Origin of the sequence: Vibrio alfacsensis, from assembly GCF_019670485.1 — a bacterium.
In the GTDB taxonomy this organism is placed as follows: domain Bacteria; phylum Pseudomonadota; class Gammaproteobacteria; order Enterobacterales; family Vibrionaceae; genus Vibrio; species Vibrio alfacsensis.
This window is the reverse complement of sequence record NZ_AP024167.1, coordinates 289864-306317: the sequence shown is the minus strand read 5'-3', so window position 1 is coordinate 306317 and position 16454 is coordinate 289864. Positions and strand designations below refer to the sequence as shown.

Annotated in this window: 14 protein-coding genes and 1 pseudogene; 9 read left to right on the top strand and 6 right to left on the bottom strand. The window is 44.1% G+C overall.

What is annotated here, in order from left to right:
• Positions 1-71: 71 nt before the first annotated feature.
• Both VA249_RS23025 and galK read left to right on the top strand, forming a co-directional pair.
• The gene (locus VA249_RS23025; protein WP_025789574.1) at positions 72-1124 is read left to right on the top strand and encodes a UDP-glucose--hexose-1-phosphate uridylyltransferase; all 1053 of its coding nucleotides are present in this window, start codon (positions 72-74) and stop codon (positions 1122-1124) included.
• 117 nt (positions 1125-1241) lie between these two features.
• A complete protein-coding gene (gene galK, locus VA249_RS23020; RefSeq protein ID WP_025789573.1) occupies positions 1242-2405 on the top strand; it encodes a galactokinase in 1164 nt (387 codons plus the stop codon).
• Positions 2406-3235: 830 nt separating this feature from the next.
• On the opposite strand, the gene VA249_RS23015 is transcribed toward galK, so the two are convergent.
• From VA249_RS23015 to VA249_RS22990, 6 genes and pseudogenes are all read right to left on the bottom strand, one after another.
• The gene (locus VA249_RS23015) at positions 3236-3562 is read right to left on the bottom strand and encodes a methyl-accepting chemotaxis protein (protein ID WP_242596817.1); all 327 of its coding nucleotides are present in this window, start codon (positions 3560-3562) and stop codon (positions 3236-3238) included.
• 85 nt (positions 3563-3647) lie between these two features.
• Positions 3648-4088, bottom strand: coding sequence for an SLATT domain-containing protein (locus VA249_RS23010; RefSeq protein ID WP_225923993.1), 441 nt, complete (start codon positions 4086-4088; stop codon positions 3648-3650).
• Between the two features lie 493 nt (positions 4089-4581).
• A protein-coding gene (locus VA249_RS23005; protein WP_176703863.1) for an IS3 family transposase occupies positions 4582-5705 on the bottom strand; the annotation gives its coding sequence in 2 pieces (ribosomal slippage) (positions 4582-5453 and positions 5453-5705; 1125 coding nt in all).
• A gap of 71 nt (positions 5706-5776) precedes the next feature.
• A pseudogene (locus tag VA249_RS23000) lies at positions 5777-6271 on the bottom strand (ABC transporter permease subunit); the annotation flags it as partial.
• Between the two features lie 17 nt (positions 6272-6288).
• Positions 6289-7806, bottom strand: coding sequence for an L-arabinose ABC transporter ATP-binding protein AraG (gene araG, locus VA249_RS22995; RefSeq protein ID WP_176703864.1), 1518 nt, complete (start codon positions 7804-7806; stop codon positions 6289-6291).
• A 59-nt stretch (positions 7807-7865) separates the two neighbouring features.
• Positions 7866-8864: an arabinose ABC transporter substrate-binding protein gene (locus VA249_RS22990; protein WP_176703865.1), complete on the bottom strand. Its 999-nt coding sequence runs from the start codon at positions 8862-8864 to the stop codon at positions 7866-7868.
• 369 nt (positions 8865-9233) lie between these two features.
• Here VA249_RS22990 and VA249_RS22985 point away from each other — a divergent pair, with 369 nt between their 5' ends.
• The 7 genes from VA249_RS22985 to VA249_RS22955 all read left to right on the top strand — a co-directional run bounded on the left by VA249_RS22985 (position 9234) and on the right by VA249_RS22955 (position 16287).
• Entirely contained in the window at positions 9234-10934 is a 1701-nt protein-coding gene (locus VA249_RS22985) for a ribulokinase (RefSeq protein ID WP_176703866.1), read from the top strand.
• On the top strand, positions 10927-11667 hold the full coding sequence (locus tag VA249_RS22980) for an L-ribulose-5-phosphate 4-epimerase (protein WP_176703867.1): 741 nt from the start codon (positions 10927-10929) through the stop codon (positions 11665-11667). The genes VA249_RS22985 and VA249_RS22980 overlap by 8 nt, the downstream gene beginning before the upstream one ends.
• A gap of 9 nt (positions 11668-11676) precedes the next feature.
• Positions 11677-13167: an L-arabinose isomerase gene (araA, locus tag VA249_RS22975; protein ID WP_176703868.1), complete on the top strand. Its 1491-nt coding sequence runs from the start codon at positions 11677-11679 to the stop codon at positions 13165-13167.
• Positions 13168-13215: 48 nt separating this feature from the next.
• A complete protein-coding gene (locus VA249_RS22970) occupies positions 13216-13728 on the top strand; it encodes a hypothetical protein (protein ID WP_176703869.1) in 513 nt (170 codons plus the stop codon).
• A gap of 64 nt (positions 13729-13792) precedes the next feature.
• Positions 13793-14632, top strand: coding sequence for an arabinose operon transcriptional regulator AraC (gene araC / locus VA249_RS22965; RefSeq protein WP_176703870.1), 840 nt, complete (start codon positions 13793-13795; stop codon positions 14630-14632).
• Between the two features lie 50 nt (positions 14633-14682).
• Complete coding sequence (locus VA249_RS22960; RefSeq protein ID WP_176703871.1) at positions 14683-15507, top strand: Cof-type HAD-IIB family hydrolase; 825 nt, start codon at positions 14683-14685, stop codon at positions 15505-15507.
• 288 nt (positions 15508-15795) lie between these two features.
• Positions 15796-16287: a hypothetical protein gene (locus VA249_RS22955; RefSeq protein ID WP_176703872.1), complete on the top strand. Its 492-nt coding sequence runs from the start codon at positions 15796-15798 to the stop codon at positions 16285-16287.
• Positions 16288-16454 lie beyond the last annotated feature (167 nt).

Genomic DNA, 16454 nt, shown 5'->3' with positions numbered 1-16454 from the left:
GCCGATCTGCAGATCCAGTCTCATCGAGATGTGCAGTGAAAAGAACGTATTTTGAAAGTTGAGTAAATAAGATGTCGAATGTTGAATTTAATCCAGTGGATCATCCACACCGTCGTTACAACCCGTTGACTGGTCAATGGGTTTTGGTATCACCACACCGGGCAAAACGTCCATGGAGTGGTGCTGATGAAAAGCCTGCGATGGACGAACTGCCGACTTACGACGGCAAGTGTTTCCTTTGTCCGACCAACGAACGTATTTCAGGTGACGTGAACCCTGATTACCAAGGAACCTATGTGTTCAATAACGATTTTGCGGCTCTGATGGTGGATTCACCAGATGCACCTGAGTCGGACAACCCATTATTCAAAACTCAGGGGGTACGTGGTTTGAGCCGAGTAATCTGCTTCTCACCGGATCACAGCAAAACGTTGCCAGAACTACCAGTGAATAAAATTCGGGATGTGATTGATACATGGAATGAGCAAATTGAAGAGTTAGGTAAAGATTTCATCTGGGTTCAAGCTTTTGAAAACAAGGGTGAGACCATGGGGTGTTCTCAACCACACCCACACGGGCAGATTTGGGCGAACAGCTTTTTACCTAATGAGATCGAACGTAAAGAGCATAACCTAAAAGCGTATTACCAAGAGAAAGGAAGCAACCTACTGGTTGATTACGTTCAGGCTGAGTTAAAAGACGGCTCACGAATTGTTGTTGAAACCGAACACTGGGTTGCGGTTGTACCTTACTGGGCGGCCTGGCCATTCGAAACCATGTTGCTTCCAAAAACACACATTCGCCGCATGTGTGAGTTGAACGATGAGCAACGAGATGATCTCGCTATGGCTATCAAAAAGTTGACCAGCCGTTACGACAACTTGTTCCAGTGCTCTTTCCCTTACTCGATGGGCTGGCATTACGCGCCGTTCTTCGAAGAAGGCACAGATGTTGACCATTGGCAGCTGCATGCGCTGTTTTACCCGCCACTATTACGCAGCTCGACAATTCGTAAATTTATGGTGGGTTATGAAATGTTGGCAGAAAGCCAACGAGATTTAACTGCAGAGCAAGCGTCACAGCGTCTGCGTGATTTAAGTTACGTTCACTACAAAGAGCAGTGATTTAGTAGGTTCTAGGATCCTAGAACCTAAAAAACAGAAAATCAAACAAGTGGTTCACGAGCGCGAATGAACAAAGGGTTCGGGGATCTAAATACAATTTGAAACCGAGATTTAACTATGTCAGATCTAATCCAAAATGTGAAAGCTTCTTTTGAGCAAGTATTGGGCTATGCACCAAGCCATATCATCCAAGCGCCGGGTCGCGTCAATCTGATTGGTGAGCACACTGACTACAATGACGGTTTTGTCCTGCCGTGTGCTATTAACTACCAAACTGTCGTTGCTGCCGCAAAGCGTGACGACAATCTAGTCCGTGTGGTGTCTTTTGATTACGGCAATGCTGTGGATGAATTCGATATTAGCCAGGATATCACTTTTCAAGCAGACAAAATGTGGGTGAACTATATTCGTGGTGTGGTGAAGTGCTTGCTTGATCGTGGTTACTATTTCACTGGCGCTGATATATCAGTCAGCGGAAATGTACCGCAAGGTGCGGGTTTAAGCTCGTCTGCGGCGCTTGAAGTTGTCATCGGTCAAACGTTTAAAGTGTTATTCAATCTGGAAATCAGCCAGACGGAAATCGCGCTTAATGGCCAACAAGCAGAGAACGAATTTGTCGGTTGTAATTGCGGTATCATGGATCAAATGATTTCCGCGGAAGGTCTTGAAAACCACGCAATGCTTTTGGACTGCCGTAGCCTTGAAACGGAGCTAGTATCAATGCCAGCAGATATGGCGGTCGTGATCATCAACTCGAATAAAAAGCGTGGTCTGGTTGATAGTGAATACAACACGCGTCGTCAGCAATGTGAAGAGGCGGCACGTACTTTTGGAGTTAAGGCACTGCGAGATGTGACTATTGAGCAGTTCAACGAAAAAGTCTATGAGCTAAATGAAATAGTAGCAAAACGTGCGCGTCACGTGATCACTGAAAACAATCGCACAGTCGAAGCGGCAAAAGCGCTCCGTTCGCATAATATTAAACGCATGAGTGAACTTATGGCTCAGTCACATGCTTCGATGCGTGATGATTTCGATATTACAGTCAAAGAGATTGACACTCTGGTTGAAATGGTTAAAAACGTGATTGGCGAGCAGGGCGGCGTACGTATGACTGGTGGTGGTTTCGGCGGTTGTGTAGTGGCATTGGTTCCGCAAACGCTGGTTGACGAAGTGAAAGCAACCGTTGAATCTAAGTATGAAGCTGCGACGGGCCTGAAAGAATCAATTTACGTTTGTCAGGCAAAAGAAGGCGCTGGTCTTGTTGAAGTCTATAAGTGAAACAGGTAAGTTACTAAGTAAAGCCAGCTTGCAAACGCTGGCATAGTTCAATCTGGGAAAAGAACAACAAAGAGAAAAGTTCACGATTTTATGAAATTCGATTAGGCAGAACGTGATTTATCAAGTCGTCTAATGAAAAGGCACTATCCGTTTTGGAATAGCTATCGGCACCATCAAAAAGATAAATCCGTAACTGTGCTGTCTCAGCGATATGGTTGAAGCTTGATTTATTAAGGGCAAACGCTACGTTTAAAATGTCATCATCACTTTCAATCTGACCTAAAAACAGGTGTGAAAAGGATGCTATATAGCGGAGTCATCGTTCAATTGTATATACGATAAGAGTACAAGCTCCATAGATTGTGCAAAAGTAAGACATAGGTCTAGTGGGGAAGTGATATGTAATTTTCTGCCGTTTAAACGAAAGTCATGACTAGTGATTAGATTAGAGGACGGTTAACCAAATAAAGTTGATTATTATTTGACTGTTCTTAATAGCTCTCAAATTTTGCGTAATAAATTCTTAATTTAAAGACCTAGTAGGAATTCCTCGCTTTTCTAAAGCTAAGATCGTTGAAAACTTACTTTGTTCTGAGCTGCCTCGTTAGACGGTTTGGCCTCTCGCTGAATTATGCAACAAGGCCTCTTAATGTCGACCTTAGTATCTTCAACTAAGCCCGCAACATGCCGAACTAGAGTAAGGGTTAAATTTAAAAAGTCTCTCACAGAATGGAAGAGACTTTTTGTGTAAAAATCACCGTTTGAGACCGTATTTTACCAACGATATAACAATTTGAATTGTGTGTATGATTCTACTTGGCCTTGTAGCGCTATACTTTAAAGTCAGCTATCAAGGCATTTAACGCAATAGCTAGCTTAGATAGCTCTTGACTTGATGAGTTGGTTTGATTGCTAGATGCAGCTGTTTGCATAGATAAATCGCGAATGCTAATTAAGTTTCTATCAACTTCTTTTGCTACCAATGATTGCTCCTCGGATGCTGTTGCAATAGAATGATTTCTCTCATTAATTAGTGACATTGACTCTGATATAGAAAGTAGTGCTTGTTCTGCATCTTTTGAAAGCGTCATAGTACTGTATGCACTTTGTTTGCTCTTATTCATTGAGTCTACGGCCCTAAATGTTCCTTGGTTCATATCGCTGATGATCACTTCAATATCATCTGTCGATGTTTGCGTTCTGTGTGCAAGTTTGGCGAAATATAATGCACTGTAATCAGTGTCAGGCTGCCACGGAGAAAAACATTATGATGAAAAATAACGTTACCAAAACGTGACCATATTGGTTTGTTCGAGTTGGGTTGTGTGGAGTCAACAACGAATCTTCTGACAGGTTATTCCACTCTTTAATAACTGAGTTAATGTGAGTAGACAGCTCATTGTTCTGCAGTAGCCCCATCTTTTGTTTGAGTTGTAGCTCTTCGATATCCCGAGCCAAGTTAGCGTAGCGAGCTCCTGATGAACGATGCATTTCAGCCCTTTCTCCGAATCTAGCTTGGCTCACTATTCCTGAGATTACCGCTGCGATACACCCAATGAAAATGACAATGTGTTGTTTAGTAATGCACCAAAACAAAACTTGTTCAGGGTTGTGGGTGAAAAACGAAAAAGCTGTAACAAATATAGTTGAATAGATGAGCACGTAGCCAAGGAGTTGCGACAAATCGAAGAGCTTCTCTGCTCTCTTATAATGACCATCACGAGCATCTTTACAACGTTGTAGTCACGACACCAATGCGCTCTCAACCGGAGACGCTGTATTTTCACTTTGTTCTATAGCTTCTTCTTGCATCGTTTATAACTTGTTGAACTTATTGCGAGGGATATTCTATGGCGGTATTAAGTGATGATGAAGATTGTGTGTTGATAAATCTGGTATTTGGATTTTTCACTTGAAAAAACGGGAGTACCATACATTCTTTCCAGGTTTGTTACAGTCGGCACTTTGCTAACTTCAAAGTGCCTTAAAGCTTTCGCATGTAACATTTCAGATAGCTGTTCTTTGACCAAATTTTACTAATCCTGCACTATGCGCATAGTGGCTATTAACAGACATAGAAAAACAATAGCCTGACTCTAGACAAACCTTTAAAAAGGTCAGAAATGGACCCCAATGGTTGGACACATAAGCTAATTCCTTAAGTGGTTGATCCAGCTTATGCAGCGTATCTCTGCCTACCGAAGTAAGCTTCATCAGGGGTGAGGTTATTGAGTCCTTGATGGTTACGCTCTTCATTATAAAACACCATGTAGTTTCCGATTTCAAGCTCTGCTTCTCGGGGCGTGGTGTAAGCCTTTAGGTAAACCTCCTCATACTTTAAGCTTCGCCAAAGTCTTTCGATAAAAACATTGTCCACCCAGCGGCCCTTGCCATCCATGCTGATCCGTATCCCACGGTCGAGCAGGGCTTGAGTGAACTCTGTGCTCGTAAACTGACTCCCTTGATCAGAGTTGAAAATATCAGGTGGCCCATAGTGTTGAAGTGCCTCCTCAAGTGCTTCAAGACAGAAGCTTGTATCCATCGTATTTGATAAGCGCCAAGATAAAACCTTACGGCTAAACCAGTCGATAATAGCAACTAAATACAAGAAGCCCTTAGCCATTGGTATATAGGTGATATCAATAGCCCACGCTTGATTTGGGTAGGTGACTTCGATATCACGCAATAGGTAGGGATAAACCTTGTGCGCTTTGTTTCCAATGGTCGTTCTAGGCTTGGGATAAATCGCCCCAATGCCCATATCACGCATGATCCGAACGATACGTTTACGATTAACCTTATGACCTTTCTTGAGCAGTTCAGTTCGAATGCGTCTGCTGCCCATGAACGGATACTGGAGGTGAATTTCGTCAATCATACGACGCAACTCAATCTCTTCGGTTGAGAGTCCTATCGGCTGATAATAAGCCGTAGAGCGAGCAATATTGAGTAGCTCACACTGACGTTTTATCGGTAATTGGGTGGATTTATCCAGCGAACTCTTTCGCTGTGCCCGATCTAACGACCGAGCACTTTCGCCAAAAAATCATTTTCCATGGTCAATTGACCGATCTTCGCATGGAGTTTATCGACTTCTTCAGTGTTGTCTTTGCCTAGCTGACTTTCAGAAGCAAAGATGATTGCTGCATTTTCAAGCAACTCCTTCTTCCAAGTCGATATTTGGTTGGCGTGTAAATTATACTTCTGCGCTAGTTCAGCGACAGTTTTATCACCTTTAGCGGCAGCAAGTGCCACCTTAGCTTTAAACTCAGGTGAGTGGTTTCTACGTTTTCTAGTCATAATCTGTTCCAGTCATTCTGTGTACTATCAAAACAGATCAATCACTTAAAGTCATGTCCGAAAATAGGGGGCCACTTCTCTTCTGTGATACCGACGGCTTTACCATCAGAGATAATGTAGCCGAGACCACGTGCAATTTGCATTGTCGACAGAGTGGTTATCAAGGCGTTAATTTGCAGTTTGGCAATCACAAAGCCATTAAGCAAACCAAAAGCAACTCCAGACAACAGTCCAGCACCCACACCAAGAACAACACTGCCAGTGGCATTGATTGCAACGGCAGTGACAACACCAGAGCAAGCTATGATGGAAGCAACGGATAAGTCAAGATCGCCACATGCCAAACAGAATAGCATTGCACACGCTACCATCCCACTCATTGAAATGGCTAAGCCAAGACCTTTCATGTTGATGAAAGTAGCAAAGTAAGGTACGAAAAACACACACAATAAAAATAGACCCGCGAACACCATCAGCATACCGAATCGGTCCCAAATCCCAGCAAAATTCCATGAACGCTTAGCGCCCTTTTCTTCTAGTACTTTTGTAGAGGTTGTTACAGACATAATGATATTCCTTAGTTTTAAGCGGCAGCTGACTCTTCTTTATCTAGCATTGCCAGACGAAGCGCTGTTTGTTCATCAAATTCGTCGCGTTGTAGTTCACCGGTGACCTCACCTTCTTTCATCACAAGAACACGGTCAGAGATGCCCAACACTTCCGGTAAATCGCTGGAAACGACGAGTACGGTTACTCCGTTTTCTGCCAGCTTAAAAATCAGTTCGTAAATCTCAGATTTGGCACCCACATCGATACCACGAGTCGGCTCATCCAACAAAATAACGCTCATTGCTGTTGATAACCAACGTCCAAGAATCACTTTTTGCTGGTTACCGCCAGATAACTTGCCAATGGGTTGCTCCAATGAAGACGCTTTGACATTCAGCGCTTCTTTTTGCTTAGCCGCGTTTGCATTTTCCCATTCAAAGTTAATCAAACTCTTAAGTTTTAAATTCCAAGGACGAGCGCTGATATTAGTGTTTTCTTGCACCGACATAATAGGAACGATGCCATCCGCTTTACGGTCTTCAGAACAAAGAGTAATACCTGCTCTTATCGCATCTTGCGGTGTTTTAATGCCAATTTTCACGTCATGTAAATAAAGGTCACCGGCTGTCTTCTTATCAGCACCAAAAATAAGACGCGTCAGTTCAGTTCGACCGGCCCCGACGAGACCAAATAGACCCAGTATCTCGCCTTGCTTGATATCCAAAGAAACTGGTGCAGTGAGACCTGGCCCTTCGAAATTTTCCAAACGCAGGCCACTTTTACCTAGTTCACGAGAACGGTAGTTATAGATGTCGTTGATTTCACGGCCAACCATCAGTTCAACCAAGCGGTCATGAGTCAGCTCCGACATATCGTGGAAGGACTGCACATGTTGACCATCTTTAAAGATGGTGATGGCATCACACAAGTCGAAAATTTCTTCCATACGGTGTGACACGTACATGATAATCTTTCCAGAGTCTCGCAATTCGCGTATTACCTTGAATAGATTCTGAATTTCACGCTGTGACAAGCTACTTGTAGGCTCATCAAAAGCAATAATTTGTGCATTGCGGCTGAGCGCTTTTGCAATTTCAACCATTTGCCATTGACCAATGGACAGCTCTTTTAGTTGGCAAGAAGGGTCAAATGTTTCACCTAAACGCTCTAACTGAACACGTGCATTGTTATTAAGAGTTTCAGTATCCACTCGGCCTCCTTTTGTCGGTAATTGACCAAGGTAAATATTTTCAGCAACCGTAAGCTCAGGTACTAAGTTGAGCTCTTGATAAATAATCGCGATGCCGTAATCAAGAGCATCATTGGTGGAGTTTAGAGCGACTTCTTTACCATCAATAGCGATGTGGCCTTCGGTAGGCTGGTGAAAACCACTTAAAGTTTTGAGTAGAGTCGATTTACCAGCACCGTTTTCACCCATTAAAGCGTGAACACTCCCCGCATCCGCGCGAAAGCTAACGTTGTTCAAGGCTTTAACACCTGGAAAGTGCTTCGAGATATTTCGAAACTCTAGGTAAGAGGGGGACTTCGCCATGACATTCTCTCCGTTAAATCAGTTGGCGACGGCCAAAGCAGCCGTCACCCAAGTTGAGCTTATAGCCCTTTTTTAGCTAGTTCGTCTTTGAAGTTTTCACGTGTAATAAGAACAACGTCAGTAACCTCAACAAACTTCTCTGGCTCAACGTCTTCTTTAACCCACTTGTAAAGCGATTCGATACTCTTGTAGCCATGAACGTCCGGGCTAGGTAGTAATGAACCATAAAAACCTGTTGGTTGAGATTTTGCCAGTTCGTTCACTGCATCTACGCCGTTGATACCGATACCGATGACATTGTCAGCACCAAAGCCTTGACCTTCCGTCGCGCGGATGCCGCCAAGCACGGTGTTATCGTTCATGCCAACCACAAGCCATTGCTTGACATCTGGGTATTGAACCAGCAGTGAGTTTGCTGCATCCAATGCACCAGGAATGTCATTGGTTTTGGTTGGTACACGATAGATTTGCCCTTCAGGGAAACCAGCAGCTTTTAGGGCAGAAATAGAACCATCTACACGGCGACGTGCTGTATCAAGCTCATCGGCTGTAATTGCCATGACACCTGTTGTAGAAGCATCCCAGTTACGTTTCTGCATCTCTTTGTATAGTTCGTTACCTTGGCGTTCGCCGATTGCGGTAGCCGCCATCATGACAAGAGGGACATTTGTCATCGGCTCGCCTTTCGCGTTAAGGAATTGGTCATCCACGGTAACCACTTTCAGATCATAGCTTTTTGCTTTTGCCATAATCGCAGGACCTAATTTCGGATCTGGAGTACAGATCACGAAACCTTTCGCCCCTTGCGCTGCTAGCGTATCTATAGCGTTTAGGGTTTTTTCGCCATCAGGCACTGCCATCTTAACCACTTCAAAGCCGAGATCCTTACCGGCTTTTTCTGCAAACGACCATTCGGTTTGGAACCAAGGTTCTTCAGGTTGTTTAACTAGGTAGCCAAGTCTCATTCCATCATCTGAGCCGAAAAATGCGTTAGCAGACGCGCTGAGCATTGTCATGCCAGATAGAGCTGCAATTGTGAGTAGTTTTTTTAGTTTCATTGTTATCCATCCACTGGTAGAGGTGAGTGTTCGCTATACATATTTGAGCATTCAGACAAGATTATTAGTGACGAGAATCACAGCAAAAAATATAGCAATTTTGTCCATTCATATAGCCACAGAGGATATGACACAGTTCCCAATCATTCTCCATTATGAGAATAAATCACGATTAGAGCGTGGCAAACGTTAAAATTTATCTTTTTTGAGCAAAAAGTAAACACCTTCAATAATTTGATGCAAGTACCACAAAACATCACGCTCGACGTTTTTGTCCATGAATATAGCGGTGTTCTTTATGGGATAAATGGCAAGCTCTAGCTATAACTTTATGTAGATTTAATTTGCTGACCAAACGTTGGAGTTGTCATGGATACATTGAACACACAGCAGCATGTAATTGGTTTGGATTTCGGATCGGATTCCGTACGTGCTCTTATCGTAAATGCAGTAACAGGCCAAGAAGTTTCCTCTTCTGTCGTTTACTACCCCAGATGGATGAAAGGGCTTTACTGCCAGCCAGCTCAATCGCAGTTCCGACATCACCCGCAAGATTATTTAGATGCAATGACTAGCGCAATTCAAGAAGTGCTAACCACGGTTCCAGCATCAATTGCGGCTTCAGTTGTTGGTATCGGCGTTGACACAACTGGGTCAACACCAGCTCCAGTTGATGAGAACGGTACCATTCTCGCGCTATTACCCGAATTCGAAAACAATCCAAATGCGATGTTTGTGCTGTGGAAAGACCACACATCAGTGACCAAAGCGGATCTGATTAACGAGCTTGCACATTCAGGCCAGTTTACCGATTACACACGCTACATCGGTGGAATTTATTCATCTGAGTGGTTCTGGGCAAAAGCTGCATGGGTAAGCGAACAGGACGATAAAGTCGCCGAACGAGCTTATAGTTGGGTTGAACTCTGTGACTGGATTCCAGCAACTTTGGCAGAAACTCAGCATCCAGAAAAACTGCGGCGCGGCATTTGTGCGGCAGGACACAAGGCAATGTGGCACGACAGCTGGAGTGGTTTGCCAGACCAAGAGTTTTTAAGTGCAATTTCACCAACTTTGGATGGCATGCGTGAACGCATGTTTACCGAAGTGTTTACTTCGGATCAAGCTGCTGGTTACCTGTCTCAAGGCTGGGCAGAAAAATTAGGGCTGCCAGAAGGTATCGCCATTGCGATTGGTGAATTTGACTGTCACATGGGCGCCGTTGGTGCGGGTGCAGGTGCCAATGATTTAGTGAAAGTTATCGGCACTTCAACCTGTGACATTCTCATGGTTGACGCTGACCAAGTGGGCGACCGCACAATTCACGGCATCTGCGGCCAAGTAGAAGGCAGTGCAATGCCTAACCTGCTCGCTCTAGAAGCTGGTCAATCTGCTTTTGGTGACATGTATGCGTGGTTCAAAAATGTCCTGATGTGGCCATTGCAAGCTTATGCGGAGAAACATCCAGACTTCGCTAAAACAGCAGACGAAATTGCTTCTGAGCTACTGCCAATGTTGTCAGATGCCGCTGCACAGCAAGGGATCGATCAATACACACCAGTGGCCATGGACTGGCTCAATGGACGAAGAACGCCTTACGCCAATCAACGCCTAAAAGGTGCAATTTGCGACTTAAACCTTGGCAGTGCTTCACCCGCGATTTTCTCAGCCTTAGTTGAATCTACCGCACACGGCGCTAAAGCTATCGTTGATTGTTTCATCGATCAAGATGTCAACGTAGAGCGCGTCATTGCTATTGGCGGCATCGCCCAAAAATCACCTTACGTAATGCAAATGTGTGCTGATGTGATTGGTCGCGAGATCATCGTTGTCGAATCTGATCAGTGTTGTGCTCTCGGTGCAGCGATATTTGCCGCGGTTGCCGCTGGTGTTTACCAAGATACCAATGCAGCGCAAGCCGTCATGGCAAGCCCTGTCCGTCAAACATACCAACCAAATCCAGGCGTTCAAGAACTGCGCGCGCAGCGCTACGATACTTATCGCCAATTTGGTCAACATATGGAGCAAATTGCGGAATTCCATCAAAAGCAGGAGCGAAAAGATGCCTGAACAAAGCATTTTGAATGAAGTGTCGTCACTATCTGACAGGCTCAAAGCACTTCGTCATCAAGTATGGCAAGCCAATCTCGATTTGGAACGCCATAACCTCGTGACCTTCACTTGGGGGAATGTCTCAGGGATTGATCGCGAATCTGGGCTCGTAGTCATCAAACCAAGCGGGGTGGAATACAGCGATCTCTGTGCAGAAAATATGGTGGTTGTTGACTTGCAAGGGCAAATTGTCGAAGGCGATCTTAATCCATCGTCCGATACCACTACACATCTGGAGCTTTATCGTCAGTACCCAGAAATCGGTGGCATCGTCCATACCCATTCACCACAAGCAACAGCGTGGGCTCAGGCAGGTAAAGCTATTCCAGCTCTAGGTACAACGCATGCAGATTATTTCTACGGACCAATTGCATGTGCACGCGCATTAAGTGATGAAGAGATTGCGACGGATTATGAGCTCAATACTGGCAAGGTCATTGTCGAAACCATCGGTGATTCTGATGTCATGGCGTCACCTGGGATTCTTGTTAAAGAGCATGCGCCGTTCACTTGGGGCAAAGATCCCCATCAGGCGGTTCACAACGCAGTTGTGGTTGAGGTTGTTGCAGGTATGGCACTGCAAACCCTGCAAATCAACGCTAACGTCAGCACAATAAATCCAGCTCTTCTCGATAAACACTATTTACGTAAGCACGGCGCCAACGCCTACTACGGTCAAACCAAAAAATAAGGACACAAGATGAAAGCTTTCAATGAAAAACAAGTATGGTTTGTAACAGGCTCTCAGCACCTTTACGGCCCCAAAGTACTAGAAAGTGTTGCCAACAACAGCGAAGAAATTGTTGCTGGACTTAATGCGGCTGAAAGCATCTCGGTTTCTATCGCAAATAAAGGGACGGTAAAAACACCTGACGAAATCCTAGCGGTATGCCGTGCAGCCAATAACGACCCTGACTGTGTCGGTTTGATGTTGTGGATGCATACGTTCTCTCCAGCAAAAATGTGGATTGCTGGCCTAACACAGCTCAACAAACCATTTTTACACCTTCACACCCAATTCAACGCAGCACTGCCGTGGGATGAAATCGATATGAATTTCATGAACCTAAACCAAAGTGCGCACGGTTGTCGTGAGTTTGGTTTCATCGGCACGCGTCTTAACATTGAACGTAAAGTCGTCGTAGGTCACTGGCAAGACGAGCAAGTGCATAAAGACGTTGATGATTGGTGCCGTGCTGCAATCGGTGTGAACGCGGGTCAACAACTGAAGGTCGCACGCTTTGGTGACAACATGCGTCAAGTAGCGGTCACAGAAGGCAACAAAGTTTCTGCGCAGATTCAGTTTGGTTACGAAGTCAATGCCTACGGACTCGGCGAGTTGAGCGATGTGGTGAATTCAGTTTCTGAAGCTGACGTAAACAGCCTGTTGGATGAATACGCCTCAACATACGAAATGTCTCCAGAGCTATTCAGCGATGCTGAGCTGAAAAAACTAATGGTTCAAGAGGCGCGCTTAGAACTCGGTATGGAGTCGTTCTTGACGTCAGTCGGAGCAACTGCTTTCACAAACACATTTGAAAACCTAACTGGCATCACAAATCTTCCGGGCTTAGCAACACAGCGCTTGATGAGCAAAGGCTTTGGTTATGGTGGCGAAGGCGACTGGAAAACCGCAGCGATGACTCATATTATGAAGGTCATGGCGCAAGGTAAAGAAGGCGGTACGTCTTTCATGGAAGACTACACCTATAACTTTGGAGGTAAAGGCCAGGTACTTGGCGCGCACATGTTAGAGGTTTGTCCGTCGATTGCTGCTGCAAAACCAAAACTGGAAATCCACCGTCATACTATCGGTTGCCGTTGTGATATTCCACGATTGATTTTTAGCGGCGCGTCTGGCGAAGCACTCAATGTCTCCATCATTGACCTTGGTGACCGCTTCAGAATGGTGGTGAACTTATTAGATACAGTAACGCCACCACAATCACTGCCGCACCTACCAGTCGCACATGCTCTGTGGGAACCACAACCGAATCTAAATATCGCGGCGGCAGCTTGGATTCATGCTGGCGCAGCACACCACTCGGTATATAGCCAAGCGGTAACATTGCCAATGCTTGCTGACTACGCAGAGATCCTGGGTATTGAAATGGTTGTTATTGATAACAACACCAACCTACGTCAATTTAAACAAGACCTTCGTAACAACGGGGTTTACTACCGTTGTTAATGTACCCAATGAACGTGCTCCCTGAGGGGAGCACTTTGGAGCCTACTTGTGAATGATACAGATGTAGTTACTACTCCAATTTATCAATTGGATAAATCATGCTGGGTACTTAAGCTCGCCAGTGCGCACCCCACGAGTTTTGAACTTCAATACGATGGTGAAACTCATTATGTTGGTGTTATTGAGGTTATGAATAACGGAAACCTGATTTCTGTATCGGAAGCTAACTGGAAGTTTCGTCACAAAACGGATCGGCTAGAGCAGTGGTGTCAGGTGCAACATTCAGAAACGTTGTCGATTAACATGAATTACCATTTTTCGGGCGATGCACTGGTGATTGAATACCTAGCGCGCAATAGCGTACCTACACGTTTAGATATCCGCCACGAAATCCAACATCTACCGCGCCCTATTGATAAGGAAGCAACCCCTAAACCTCACTTCCCTTGGCAACATAGAAGAGACGGTCTGCCGAGTGACTTTCTATCCAAAACGGAGAAGACCGATTTTTTCAGAGAAGCGTTTTCTGCTAAACAGTGGATTATTCTGGATAAACTGTGAGGAATCACGGTGACACTTTATTGTAGCCAGAATAAACTGACATAAACCTCAATGTAGATAACGCATGCAAAACAATGATCCATTAAAGCCCGGGTATAACTTTGACGCTCACCTTGTGGCTGGCCTCACTCCTATTATTGAAGGAGATGAGCTAGATTTTGTCATTGATCGACCAAATGGTATGAAAGGTTTCATTATTAACCTCACCAGCCAAGGAGAGGGTACTATTTTCCATGGTGATGAGGCTTTCGATGTAAAAGCGGGTGACTTACTGCTCTTTCCACCGAGTACGACTCACTTTTATCATCGCAAAGAAGACAATGCCTCTTGGTTCCACCGATGGATTTATTTTCGTCCACGTGCATTTTGGAACGAGTGGCTTTGCTGGCACGAACAGCATAAAGGGGTATATCTAACCAAGGGAATAGAAAGCAGCACGGTTTCAATGCTAGAGAAGCTATTTATCGATATAGAATATATTTCTAAATCCGATATGCCTTATCGCGATGATTTAGCGATCAACCTTCTTGAACAACTGATTATTCGCTGTAAAAGTATCCAGCCAGATGTCGTCAATAAACCTCTCGACCCACGTGTGATTGAGGCGATGAACTATATGACACAAAATTTAAGTCAAAGTTTCTCTCTAGAAGACATTGCGGATTTCACTTGTTTATCCGCTTCACGTTTAGGTCACCTATTTCGTGATGAAGTTGGTATGACGATTACTCAATGGCGAGACGATCAACGAGTCAGCCGAGCTAAGCAACTCTTGGTGACCACCAACTATTCGGTTAACAGGATAGGCAGGGTTGTCGGCTATACCGATCCCCTCTATTTTTCACGAGTCTTTAAACGCAAGTCTGGTGTTAGCCCTAAGCTTTATAGAAAGCAAATCACTTAGTCGCGCAAGAAAATTTCTTGCTTTTCCACATAATAAACTCGGCATATCGCATGAATTACCAATTGCTCGCTTTAGACCTTGATGGTACGGCACTCAGAAATGATCATACTTTAAACCCTTGGGTGAGAGACTATGTTCAAAAAATTGTAGATAAATATCATATTGTGGTCGTTACAGGTCGCCACCATACAGCAGCAAAACCTTATTATGACCAATTGGGTGTTACCTTGCCGATTATCTGTTGCAACGGTGTTTATCAATACAACTATTTAAATCAGCAGGTTGAAAGCGGGACACCAATTCCCCCAACTTTGGCTAATGCGTTCCTGCAACTCACTTTTGACTATGACTTAAAAATAGTGATGTACACTGATTCGGGTATGGCGGTTTGGGACCAAGACCCTATGCCATATATCTTACCTCTAAAACAATGGGCTGATAGTTATCCCATCGATAAACGACCTAATATTTACTTTGTGGAAAACCTAGTTCAAGAACAGCAAAGAGCGGAATGTATTTGGAAGTTTGTGGTTCAAGGCAGCACGAATAACTTCAACCAGTTTTTGCAAGAAGAGCTGGTCACCACTCATTTTTCTGGTTCTATTTCAGGAAACAACCGAATTGATTTAGCCATTAAAGGACACAGTAAAGGCCGAGCGCTACTGGACTATGCATCAAATATGTCGCTTGATATGAATGGAACTGTTGCGATCGGGGACAATTTCAACGATGTTTCAATGCTTTCTATGGCGGGTTGTGGTGTCGCGATGCTAAATGCTAGCGAGAAAGTACAAAACTCCGCTGATCGTTTGACGAGTACGGACAATCAAGGAAAAGGGTTAGCGTTATTATTAAAAGAACTCTTCCCAATGTAACATACTAGGGGTTATTTTACGATTCAGACGTAATCCATGATTCGTTAATTTACGTAAAAACTCTAAGAAGGTTTTGTCCAAAAACTTGCTAGAAATTGATCAGACTTTATTGTCATTCACAATGGGTATTGAAGAATCTGCAAAGCCGAAAATGATCAAACTTTATGACTATGCCACCCCAAAAGTATCTCAATATCCGATATTTCTGATCAAACTTTATTGTTTGCCGACATATTCAAGCACAAGGTTGAATGTTATCTAGAGAATTTACTACATCTAGAAAGCTCTATGGCTAACTTACACATACTGCCTTATATGTATCCCTTTATTTCTGAATTATTCTCAATTCTTGGTGACAATAAAAGCGCAATCTCCTATTGCCGTGCGGCAATTGATTGTTTCCATTATCGTGCTAAGAAAAATCCTGAACTCGTAGAGTATGAAACACAGGCCCATGTTCTAATGTTGATTATTGCTTTGAGAATGAGAGATAAAGCTGGTGGCATTTCATATTGTAAATTTCACAGTGATCTCATCCCCAAAGAAAAGCGATGTGAGTATATTGATTCATTTATGTGCCTAAAATCTGGTCAAATGGGCGATTTCAAACGTTGGATAGCAGAGGTCAAAGAGCCGTCATCATTGCAATACTTATTATGCGTGAGTGATTACGAATATGAATGCGCTATACGATCCGCTGTCAAGCTAATGAAAATGAGCCGTAGAAAAGCCAAGCGCATGATTACGCTTGGCCAACCAACAGGTTACTTTGAGGCTTAGCTGTTGAGTCGATTAAACACATCGGTCGCCATGTCTTGATCATACTTAGGACCTGGTGACCGAGCAAATTAACTAAGAATCTAGTTTTTGTGGTGATAGGTGGACTCCCAATTTTACTAGCAACGCCCTACGCGACGTATCGTACTCAGATACCCTTTCGCAGCAAG

What these genes read in the sequence shown, in the direction of transcription:
- VA249_RS23025 (WP_025789574.1), top strand. Translation starts at nt 72, where the DNA reads ATGTCGAATGTTGAATTTAATCCAGTGGATCATCCACACCGTCGTTAC.
- galK (WP_025789573.1), top strand. Translation starts at nt 1,242, where the DNA reads ATGTCAGATCTAATCCAAAATGTGAAAGCTTCTTTTGAGCAAGTATTG.
- VA249_RS23015 (WP_242596817.1), bottom strand. Translation starts at nt 3,562, where the DNA reads ATGAACCAAGGAACATTTAGGGCCGTAGACTCAATGAATAAGAGCAAA.
- araG (WP_176703864.1), bottom strand. Translation starts at nt 7,806, where the DNA reads ATGGCGAAGTCCCCCTCTTACCTAGAGTTTCGAAATATCTCGAAGCAC.
- VA249_RS22990 (WP_176703865.1), bottom strand. Translation starts at nt 8,864, where the DNA reads ATGAAACTAAAAAAACTACTCACAATTGCAGCTCTATCTGGCATGACA.
- VA249_RS22985 (WP_176703866.1), top strand. Translation starts at nt 9,234, where the DNA reads ATGGATACATTGAACACACAGCAGCATGTAATTGGTTTGGATTTCGGA.
- VA249_RS22980 (WP_176703867.1), top strand. Translation starts at nt 10,927, where the DNA reads ATGCCTGAACAAAGCATTTTGAATGAAGTGTCGTCACTATCTGACAGG.
- araA (WP_176703868.1), top strand. Translation starts at nt 11,677, where the DNA reads ATGAAAGCTTTCAATGAAAAACAAGTATGGTTTGTAACAGGCTCTCAG.
- araC (WP_176703870.1), top strand. Translation starts at nt 13,793, where the DNA reads ATGCAAAACAATGATCCATTAAAGCCCGGGTATAACTTTGACGCTCAC.
- VA249_RS22960 (WP_176703871.1), top strand. Translation starts at nt 14,683, where the DNA reads ATGAATTACCAATTGCTCGCTTTAGACCTTGATGGTACGGCACTCAGA.
- VA249_RS22955 (WP_176703872.1), top strand. Translation starts at nt 15,796, where the DNA reads ATGGCTAACTTACACATACTGCCTTATATGTATCCCTTTATTTCTGAA.